This window comes from Mycolicibacter sinensis (assembly GCF_001667945.1).
Taxonomy (GTDB): Bacteria; Actinomycetota; Actinomycetes; order Mycobacteriales; family Mycobacteriaceae; genus Mycobacterium; species Mycobacterium sinense_B.
Genome location: NZ_LZJK01000165.1, coordinates 1 through 9,329, shown reverse-complemented (window position 1 = coordinate 9,329; position 9,329 = coordinate 1). Strand labels below are relative to the sequence as shown.

The 9,329-nt window shown below is 69.4% G+C and carries 11 protein-coding genes; 3 read left to right on the top strand and 8 right to left on the bottom strand.

Annotated elements, in window-relative coordinates; all coding sequences use genetic code 11:
- From A5694_RS21705 to cysS, 3 genes are all read right to left on the bottom strand, one after another.
- Positions 1–493 (bottom strand): glycerophosphodiester phosphodiesterase family protein (locus A5694_RS21705; protein WP_267887761.1); only part of this gene is annotated, 493 nt, incomplete at its 3' end.
- 29 nt (positions 494–522) lie between these two features.
- Positions 523–1,464 (bottom strand): 23S rRNA (guanosine(2251)-2'-O)-methyltransferase RlmB, encoded by a 942-nt coding sequence (rlmB, locus tag A5694_RS21700; protein ID WP_064924364.1) that lies wholly within the window; start codon positions 1,462–1,464, stop codon positions 523–525.
- Positions 1,465–2,874 (bottom strand): cysteine--tRNA ligase, encoded by a 1,410-nt coding sequence (cysS, locus tag A5694_RS21695; protein WP_064924363.1) that lies wholly within the window; start codon positions 2,872–2,874, stop codon positions 1,465–1,467.
- A 149-nt stretch (positions 2,875–3,023) separates the two neighbouring features.
- On the opposite strand from cysS, the gene A5694_RS21690 reads away from it, so the two are divergent.
- Positions 3,024–3,893, top strand: coding sequence for a hypothetical protein (locus A5694_RS21690; RefSeq protein WP_064924362.1), 870 nt, complete (start codon positions 3,024–3,026; stop codon positions 3,891–3,893).
- 15 nt (positions 3,894–3,908) lie between these two features.
- Here A5694_RS21690 and ispF read toward each other — a convergent pair whose 3' ends face one another.
- From ispF to carD, 3 genes are read right to left on the bottom strand one after another with little or no spacing between them, the layout of a single operon-like run.
- Complete coding sequence (gene ispF / locus A5694_RS21685) at positions 3,909–4,376, bottom strand: 2-C-methyl-D-erythritol 2,4-cyclodiphosphate synthase (protein ID WP_207516071.1); 468 nt, start codon at positions 4,374–4,376, stop codon at positions 3,909–3,911.
- A 5-nt stretch (positions 4,377–4,381) separates the two neighbouring features.
- Positions 4,382–5,047 carry a 2-C-methyl-D-erythritol 4-phosphate cytidylyltransferase gene (ispD, locus tag A5694_RS21680; protein ID WP_064924360.1) on the bottom strand — a complete coding sequence of 222 codons (666 nt, stop codon included), beginning with the start codon at positions 5,045–5,047 and terminating at the stop codon, positions 4,382–4,384.
- Positions 5,048–5,062: 15 nt separating this feature from the next.
- Entirely contained in the window at positions 5,063–5,551 is a 489-nt protein-coding gene (gene carD / locus A5694_RS21675) for an RNA polymerase-binding transcription factor CarD (RefSeq protein ID WP_013830798.1), read from the bottom strand.
- Positions 5,552–5,810: 259 nt separating this feature from the next.
- Here carD and A5694_RS21670 point away from each other — a divergent pair, with 259 nt between their 5' ends.
- Together A5694_RS21670 and radA are read left to right on the top strand one after the other, a co-directional pair.
- Positions 5,811–6,347 (top strand): hypothetical protein, encoded by a 537-nt coding sequence (locus A5694_RS21670; protein ID WP_064924359.1) that lies wholly within the window; start codon positions 5,811–5,813, stop codon positions 6,345–6,347.
- Between the two features lie 51 nt (positions 6,348–6,398).
- A complete protein-coding gene (gene radA, locus A5694_RS21665) occupies positions 6,399–7,814 on the top strand; it encodes a DNA repair protein RadA (RefSeq protein WP_064924358.1) in 1,416 nt (471 codons plus the stop codon).
- Positions 7,815–7,819: 5 nt separating this feature from the next.
- Here radA and A5694_RS21660 read toward each other — a convergent pair whose 3' ends face one another.
- Together A5694_RS21660 and A5694_RS21655 are read right to left on the bottom strand one after the other, a co-directional pair.
- Positions 7,820–8,584: a hypothetical protein gene (locus tag A5694_RS21660; protein ID WP_064924365.1), complete on the bottom strand. Its 765-nt coding sequence runs from the start codon at positions 8,582–8,584 to the stop codon at positions 7,820–7,822.
- Positions 8,585–8,588: 4 nt separating this feature from the next.
- On the bottom strand, positions 8,589–9,329 hold a 741-nt coding region (locus A5694_RS21655), incomplete at its 5' end, for an MMPL family transporter (protein WP_165605210.1).

Here is a 9,329-nt window from a genome sequence, read left to right as displayed (position 1 = left end):
CCGCCGCCAGCACGACATCGACGAGCTGTTGTGGGCTCTCGGCATCGACCTTGGTCTCGATGTTGTACCGCACTTCGGCGTGGTACGAGTCGACCAGCGCGAATACCTGCGGCAGGGTCGCGATCACGTTGCCGGGCACCGCTTCTGCTTCGGGGAACTGCGGCAGCGGCCGGCCGCAGTCCAGGGTGCGAACTTGCGCCAAGCTGAGGTCGCCCACCCGCTTGCCCACATACGGGTACTGCGGATCGCCGGCAACGGCAGGGCCGGTGTCGGCGCACTTGGACGCCTCGATCACCGCATCGTGCCAGACCAGCGGCTGCGCGTCCCTGGTCAGCACGATATCCAATTCCAATGTGCTGACACCTGTTTCAAGGGCGTTGGCGAAGGCGCGCAGTGAATTCTCGGTGGCTTCGCCCCGGCCGCCGCGGTGCGCCTGCACATCGAACAGTTCCGGCGAGGCGTGCGCGGCTGACACCGTTGTCGCAACCGCCACCGCCGTCACCGCAGCAGCGGCCCAGCGGATCACCGCCGTTGACGCGCGATCTCGGCCAACACCACCCCGGCGGCCACCGACGCGTTGAGCGACTCGGTCGGCCCGGCCATCGGAATCGACACGATCGCATCGCAGTTCTGCCGGACCAGCCGGGACAGGCCCTTGCCCTCGGAGCCGACAACCAGCACCATCGGGCCGGCGCCATCCAAGTCGTCGACCACGGTGTCGCCGCCGGCGTCCAAACCGACCACCTGCAGACCGCGATCGGCCCACGCCTTGAGGGTTTGGTTCAGATTGGAGGCGCGTGCGACCGGAATACGCGCTGCTGCACCGGCACTGGTACGCCAGGCCACCGCGGTGACCGACGCGGAGCGACGCTGCGGGATGAGGACGCCGTGCCCGCCGAATGCCGCCACCGACCGCACGATGGCCCCGAGGTTGCGCGGATCAGAGATGTTGTCCAGCGCGACCAGCAGCGCAGGCGCGACATCTTCGCGCGCGGCGGCGAGCAGGTCGTCGGGATGGGCGTAGTTGTACGGCGGAACCTGCAAGGCGATGCCCTGGTGCAGGCCGTTGGTGGTCATCTTGTCCAGGTCCGACCGGGGGACCTCCAAGATGGGCAACCCCGAATCTGCTGCCCGGGTGACGGATTCGGTCAAGCGCTCGTCTGCTTCGGCGCCGAGCGCCACATACAGCGCGGTGGCCGGGATCCCGGCCCGCAGGCATTCCAGCACCGGGTTGCGGCCCAGTACGGTTTCAGTTTCGTCGGTGCGCTTGCTGGCCCGGTAGGCCCGCTGCTTAGCGGCGCGCTTGGCGGCTTTTGCGGCCGGGTGGTACTCCCGCTTGTGTGCGGGCGGGGTGGCACCACGGCCCTCGAGCCCGCGGCGGCGTTGACCGCCGGAGCCGACGGTGGGGCCCTTCTTGGTCCCGGGTTTGCGTACCGCGCCCTTGCGCTTGGAGTTGCCGGCCATCTAGCCCGCCCCGTCCACCATCAGCGACCACTGCGGGCCGTCGCCGGTGTCGGTGACGTCGATGCCGGCGTCTTTGAGCCTGCCGCGGATCTCGTCGGCCAGCTGCCAATCCCGTTCGGCGCGAGCAGTTTCGCGGCGTTGCAGTTCCGCACGCACCAGCACGTCGACCGCCGCCAGCGCCGCCGACGTCTCGTCGCGCGATTCCCAGCGTTCGTCGAGGGGGTCGCAGCCCAACACGCCCATCATCGCCCGGATGGCGCCGGCGGCGGCCAGCGCGCCGTCGTGATCGCCGGCGTCGAGGGCGCGGTTGCCCTCCGCGCGGGTTCGATGTACCTCGGCCAGCGCGATCGGCACCGACAGGTCGTCGTCGAGTGCGGCGGCGAACCGGGGCGTCCAGTCACCGGGCAGCACCGCACCCACTCGGCTGCACACCCGGTGCAGAAAGTCCTCGATACCGACGTAGGCGTTGACGGCGTCCTGCAGGGCGGTCTCGGAGAACTCCAGCATCGAACGGTAGTGCGCGCTACCGAGGTAGTAGCGCAGTTCGGCGGGCCGGACCCGTTGCAGTACCGCCGATATTGACAGCACATTGCCCAGCGACTTGCTCATCTTCTCGCCACCCAAGGTGACCCAGCCGTTGTGCAGCCAGTAGTTGGCGAACCCGTCACCGGCGGCGCGGCTCTGGGCGATCTCGTTCTCATGGTGGGGGAAGATGAGATCCATTCCACCGCAGTGAATGTCGAACTCGGGACCGAGGTAGGACCGGGCCATCGCCGAACACTCCAGATGCCAGCCCGGGCGGCCGGGGCCCCACGGCGTCGGCCAGCTGGGTTCACCAGGTTTGGCGCCTTTCCACAGCGTGAAGTCCCGCGGGTCGCGTTTGCCGGTGGCCAGCCCCTCGCCCTGGTGCACATCGTCGATCTTGTGACCGGACAGCTGGCCGTACTCGGGGTAGCTGAGCACGTCGAAGTAGACGTCGCCACCACCGGTATAGGCGTGGCCGGAGGCGATCAGCCGCTCGATCAGCTCGACCATCTGGGTGATGTGCCCGGTGGCGCGCGGCTCGGCCGAGGGCGGCAGCACGCCCAGCGCCTCGTAGGCGGCGGTGAACTCGCGCTCATGAGTGGCGGCCCACTCCCACCAGGGCCGGCCCGCCGCAGCGGCCTTGTTGAGGATCTTGTCGTCGATGTCGGTTACGTTGCGCACGAAGGCGACGTCGTAGCCGCGTGCGGTCAGCCACCGGCGCAGCACGTCGAACGCCACACCGCTGCGGATGTGGCCGATATGCGGCGGGGCCTGCACGGTCGCACCGCACAGATAAATCGACACGTGGCCGGGCCGCAGCGGAACGAAGTCACGAACGGCGCCGGTTGCCGTGTCGTGCAGCCGCAGGCTGGGGCGATCGGTCACGACGGGCCAGCTTACCGGGCGGGAAGGGCACGGCCGTCGTGGCCGCTGCTCCGCGATCGACGAACCCGGCTCTATCAGGCAATTACCAGGCGCGGACACCTCTTGCCACATGTGTGGACAGGTGCGCACCGGTCGCATATATTGCCAAAGTGACCAGACTTCTGGCGGCAGCCTCCGGGACCATCCTGGCTGTGGCCGCAATAGCCTCAGCAGCAACGGCATACGCCGATGAGCCAAACGACCACGGCGGGCAGGTTTCGACCCAGCCTGCGCCTGGGGCGAACCTGGCCGGGGCCGTTCAGCCGGCCGGCCCGGGCAGTGCAGGTCCGGCCGATTCCGGGGCGATAGGTCCGGTCGGCGGCATCGCGAACCCGGGCGCTGCGGGCACGGCACATCCGGGCAACGAGGGCGCGGCGAATCCCGACGGCACGGCACGGCCGGCCGAGGAGGAACCGGCACACCCCGGTGACGACGGTGTGGCGGCCGCGCCGGCCGCTGCAGGCGGGATGAACTCGATGGGTGCCTCCATCGGCACCTCGATGGCGATGATGGCCCCGATGATGGCGATGTATGTGCCGATGTTGGGCGCACCGATGCTGTTGTCGGGCTTGGGCGGTCTCGGTGCCGCTCCGAGCACCGGCGCGCAAGCCGCTGCGGCCGCGGCTTCAGATCTGGCCGGTTCGGCGGCGGCCACCGATCTGCCTGGTTCGGCCGCGGCGACCGACGCTTTGGGTCTGCCGTCGTCGGTTGCCTCGGACCTGTCCAATCTGGATCTGACCCCCAACTTCGATGCTGGGGATCTCGCGGGGACGACTACCGACGCGTTGGCCAGCTCGGTCCCCAGCGACTTGCCGCTCGACGCGCCGCTGCCGACCGATTTGCCCGACCTTGATGTGACCCCGCTGACGGACTCACTGGGCGACGTGCTGCCGGGTGTCGCCGAAGCCGGCGCGGGTGTCGGCACCGAGGCTGCCGGGAGCGGCGTGTGCCTGGGCCTCGCCATCATCGGCCTCTGCTAGCGCCCGCGGCGCGAACTACCCCGGTACCACCAGTGCGGTAGCGACTGCGGCGAGGCCCTCGCCGCGGCCGGTCAGTCCCAGCCCGTCGGTGGTGGTCGCCGACACCGACACCGGTGCACCCAGCAGGCCGGACAGCAGCTGCTGCGCCGCGCCGCGGCGCGGCCCGACCTTCGGCCGGTTCCCGATGACCTGCACCGCGGCATTGCCGATGGTGAAGCCGCTGTCGTGGAGCAGGCCGCGCACATGGCCGAGCATCACAGCACCGGTTACCTGTGCCCAGCGTGGATCGTCGACGCCGAAAACCGTGCCCAGGTCCCCCAGCCCTGCCGCTGACAGCAGCGCGTCGCACAGGGCGTGTACGGCGACGTCGCCGTCGGAGTGCCCGGCGCAGCCGTCGGCGTCGGGGAAAAGCAGCCCAAGCAGCCAGCAGGGCCGCCCCGGCTCGATCGGATGCACATCGGTGCCCAGCCCCACCCGCGGCAACACCGTCACCGGCTCACCACCGCCTCGGCGAGCACCGCGTCCAATTTGGTGGTGATCTTGAAGGCCAACGGGTCGCCGTCCACGATCTGAACCTGGCCACCGATGTGCTCGACCATCGACGCGTCGTCGGTGAACTGTATTCCGCCTCCAGCCTGCTGATAGGCACGCCGCAGCAGGTCGGCGGCGAACCCCTGCGGCGTCTGCACCGCCCGCAGGCCGGCGCGCTCCGGTGTGCCCAGCACCACCCCGTTGGCGTCGACCGCCTTGATGGTGTCGGGGACCGGCAGCGCCGGGACCACCGCGCGGTGCCCGGCCCGTAGCGCCTCGACCACGCGGACCACCAGGTCCGGCGGGGTCAACGGACGTGCGGCGTCGTGGACCAAGACGAAATCGGCTTCGCCGGCGTTCTCCAGCGCAAGCCGGACCGAATCGTCGCGGTTCGCGCCCCCGGCGACCACGGTGGCCGAGCCGCCGAGGATCAGTTTCGCCTCATCGGTCCGATCGGGGGGGACCGCGACGACCACCTGGTCGACGACACCGGATTCCCGCAGACCCGCCACGGCGCGCTCGACCAAAGTCTGCCCGCCGAGCAGAACGAATGCTTTCGGGACGTCGGCCCCCAGCCGCACACCCGAGCCCGCGGCCGGAACCACGGCTACTGTGCTTGCCACCGATACCCCGGTGGCTCAGGACGCCGCGGCCAGCACCTCGTCGAGGATGGTCTCGGCTTTGGCATCGTCGGTGTTCTCGGCCAGCGCCAGCTCGCCGACCAGGATCTGACGGGCCTTGGCCAACATCCGCTTCTCGCCGGCGGACAGGCCACGTTCCTGGTCGCGGCGCCACAGGTCACGGACGACTTCAGCTACCTTGTGCACGTCACCGGAGGCCAGCTTCTCCAGATTGGCCTTGTACCGGCGCGACCAGTTGGTCGGCTCCTCGGTGTGCGGTGCGCGCAACACCTGGAAGACCTTGTCCAGGCCTTCCTGCCCGACTACGTCACGCACGCCGACATATTCGGCATTCTCTGCGGGAACTCGAACGGTGAGGTCACCCTGAGCCACCTTGAGGACCAGATAGTCCTTCTGCTCGCCTTTGATGGTCCGGGTTTCAATCGCCTCGATTAACGCTGCACCGTGGTGTGGATAGACGACGGTGTCTCCGACCTTAAAGATCATCTGATTTGAGCCCCTTTCGCTACCCCATGCTAACACGTCGCTCAGACACCGGACGATCAACGGTGCAGGTCAGGGGCATCGCAGCCCCGGGCGGGGGCTTGACAGCAAGGATAAAGCGTGCATGACGTGGGCCACTTCGGGCCGGTCCGGGGCGGTCGATCACTCCTATGCGGCACGCCCCAACCCTGAGCTATCGCCGCTCTGGGCGTGCTACTACAGTGCATAGTCACAAACCGCAGCGCCCAGCAGGAGGCCTCACGTGAACCGCTTCAACAGGCTCGTTACCGCGTTGGCCGTCGCCGCGGCACTGGCCGGGTGCGGGACCGGCCAGATCTCCCAGACGGCCGACCAGGCGTCCGCGGTCAACGGCGCCTCGGCCACCGCGGGTGACCTGGCGCTGCGGGACGTGCGCATCCAGGCGGTGCAGGCCGGCGACGCGCTGGAGGCCGGCCAGACCGTGGACCTGGTGTTCGTCGCCAGCAACCAGTCGATGGACACCGGCGATGAACTCACCGGGATCACCAGCTCGGTCGGCAAGGTGTCGGTGACCGGCGGCAAGTCGATTCCCGCCGGCGGCGTGCTGGTCGTCAGTGCCCCGGCCGGCCCCGACCTGCCGACGGCACCGGCCTCCAAAGCGCTGCCCGAGGTCTCCAATGCCAGCACCGCGGCGGCCACGGTGACCCTGGACAAGGCGATCTCGAACGGGTTGACCTACGACTTCACCTTCGACTTCAAAAAGGCGGGCCCGATCCGGGTGGCCGTGCCGATCTCGGCCGGCGCACTGTCGCACCACTGACGCCTCGCGTCGTACGCCGCCGCTGTCGGACCCACCGGATACCGTCAGCGGGTGGCTAAAACCCCCAGGGCTCGATCGCTGTATCGCTGTTCGGAATGCGGCAACACCTGCGCGAAATGGCTGGGCCGCTGCCCGGAATGCGGCAGCTGGGGCGGCATCGACCCGGTGGCGGAGTCGGCCGCTCCGTTGAACGGACTGCGGCCGGCGGCGCCGGCCCGTCCCGCGGTTCCGATCAGCTCCATCGCACCCGGCCGCGCCCGTCACCAACCGACCGGCGTGGCCGAACTCGACCGGGTGCTCGGCGGCGGCGTGGTCCCCGGGTCGGTCACACTGCTGGCCGGTGACCCCGGCGTCGGCAAGTCCACGCTGCTACTCGAAGTGGCGCACCGGTGGGCGCTGGCCGGACGGCGGGCGCTCTACATCTCCGGCGAGGAGTCCGGCGGGCAGATCCGGCTGCGCGCCGAACGCACCGGGTGCAGTCACGACGAGATCTACCTGGCGGCCGAATCCGACCTGCAGACGGTGCTGGGTCACATCGAAGCGGTCCGGCCGACGCTGATGGTGGTGGACTCGGTACAGACGATCGCCGCCGCCGACACCGACGGCGTGGCCGGCGGGGTCACCCAGGTGCGTGCCGTCACGGCCGCGTTGACCGCAGCCGCCAAGGCCGGCGACGTGGCACTGATCCTGATCGGTCATGTGACCAAGGACGGCGCGATCGCCGGCCCGCGTTCACTGGAACACCTCGTCGACGTCGTGCTGCATTTCGATGGCGACCGCAACTCGGTGCTGCGGATGGTGCGGGCCGTGAAGAACCGCTTCGGCGCCACCGACGAGGTGGGCTGTTTCCTGTTGCGCGACAGCGGGATCGAAGGTGTCGCCGACCCGTCAGGGCTGTTTTTGGAACAGCGCAGCGAACCGGTACCCGGCACCGCGATCACCGTCGCACTCGACGGCAAACGCCCGCTGATCGGCGAGGTGCAGGCGCTGCTGGCAGACCCTGTGGGCGGGTCGCCGCGCCGGGCGGTCAGCGGCATCGACCACGCCCGGGCCGCCATGATCACCGCGGTGCTCGGCAAGCACGCACAGCTGCCGATCGCAGCCGCCGACATCTACCTGTCCACCGTGGGCGGTATGCGCTTGACCGACCCGTCGACCGATCTGGCCGTGGCCATCGCGCTGGCATCGGCGTATTCGGGTCTGCCGCTGTCGGCGAGCACGGTGGTGCTGGGCGAAGTGGGGCTGGCCGGCGACCTGCGCCCCGTCAGCGGCATGGACCGCCGACTGGCCGAGGCGGCCCGGCTCGGGTTCACTACCGCGCTGACACCGCCGGGCGCCCCGGCCGCCGTCGGCGATCTGCGCACGGTTGCGGCGGCCAATATCGTTGCGGCGCTGCACCATATGGTCGGCCTCGCCGACCAACGCGCCGGCAGAGCGGCGCCGCTGCAACTACTGGACCGGGGTTAGGGCGATCAGTTACCCGGCGGCAGCGCTTCGGGTGCCGGGAGGTTCTCGACCGGGGGTGGGGCGTCCGGGGAGGGCTCGGCCAATATGAACGGCACCGGCGCCGATCTCAGATTGCCCAGTTGAACGACGAGGTTGTAAGTGCCCGGGCCGATCGGCTGCCGTGGCAGTGGGCATTGCGGCGCCGAACCCATTCCCGTCCAGGTCACCGTGGTTGTCACCTGTTCGCCGGGATCGAAGGTCTTGACCAGGGTCTCGTTTGACGGCGCGCAGTCCAGGTTCGACCACAGCCGCTGGTTGTCCAGTGAGTAGACATAGGCGGCCAGCACCGCCGCGCCCACATCCCGCTTGCAGGCGACCAGGCCGATGTTGGTGACCACCATGGTGAACTGGGGCTGCTCCCCCACCATGTACTGCGGACCGGTGATGCCCTTGACCGCCAGCGTGGAGTCAGGGCAGTCGTCACCCGCCTTGAGCACCGGCGGCGGGATCACCGCCGCAGTCGGGGTCGGCGACGGCGGTGGCGCCTGCTCGGCGGGCGGCACCACGGGCGTCTTGGCCTCTTCCGGCGAGGCGCCTTGCGACTTGGGGTGCTGCTGCGCGGCGGCCGTCTTCTGGGCGTCACCGTTCTCGGCGCCCGCGCTGCCGTGCATCACAGCGAAGATGATGGCCACGATCAGCCCGATCACGGCGACCGCGATGCCCAGCGCCAAGCCCCGGCGTCGCCAGTAGATCTGCGAAGGCAGCGGACCCTGCGGTTCCAAATCGAGCACGTTCTCACGGTAGGACGTGCTCACGCCGAGTTGTCCGACCCTTCCCGGCGTGTCGTTGCCGCGTTGTGACCTCGCCCGAGTATTCAGCGTGCGGCGCGGCGGCACGTGCGCCGATCCGGGCCGGCCACCAGAACCAGCGGCCCAGCAGTCGCACCATCGATGGCATCACGAAGGTCCGCACGATCAGGGTGTCCAGTAACAGCCCGACGCAGACCGTCACACCGACCTGCGCGATGCTCAAGACGGTGCTGCCCACCAGCGCGAACATCGTGACGCCGAAGATGATGCCTGCGGTGGTCACCACCCCGCCGGTACCGGCGAAGGCCCGGACCATCCCGGTGCCGATGCCGGCCCGGGCCTCCTCTTTGATCCGCAACGCCAGCAGCAGGTTGTAATCGGTGCCGACGGCCACCAACGCGATGAACGCCATCGGCACCACGGCCCAGTGCAGTGGGCGGCCGAACAGGTGCTGCCAGAGCAGCACACAGACCCCCAGCGCCGACGCATACGACACGATGACGGTGCCGACCACCACCAGGGCGGCCACCGGACTGCGTAGCATCACCGCGACGATCGCGAAGATCAACGCCAGTGTCGCGGTGACCAGCAACACGATGTCGCCACGGACCAGCGCCTGCAGATCCCGGGTGGCCGGCCCCACCCCGGCCAGGTGCACTGACACCGGGGTCAGCGTTCCCTCCTTGGTCGCCTCCCGCACCGCGGTCTCGATGAGCTCCGCGCGCTG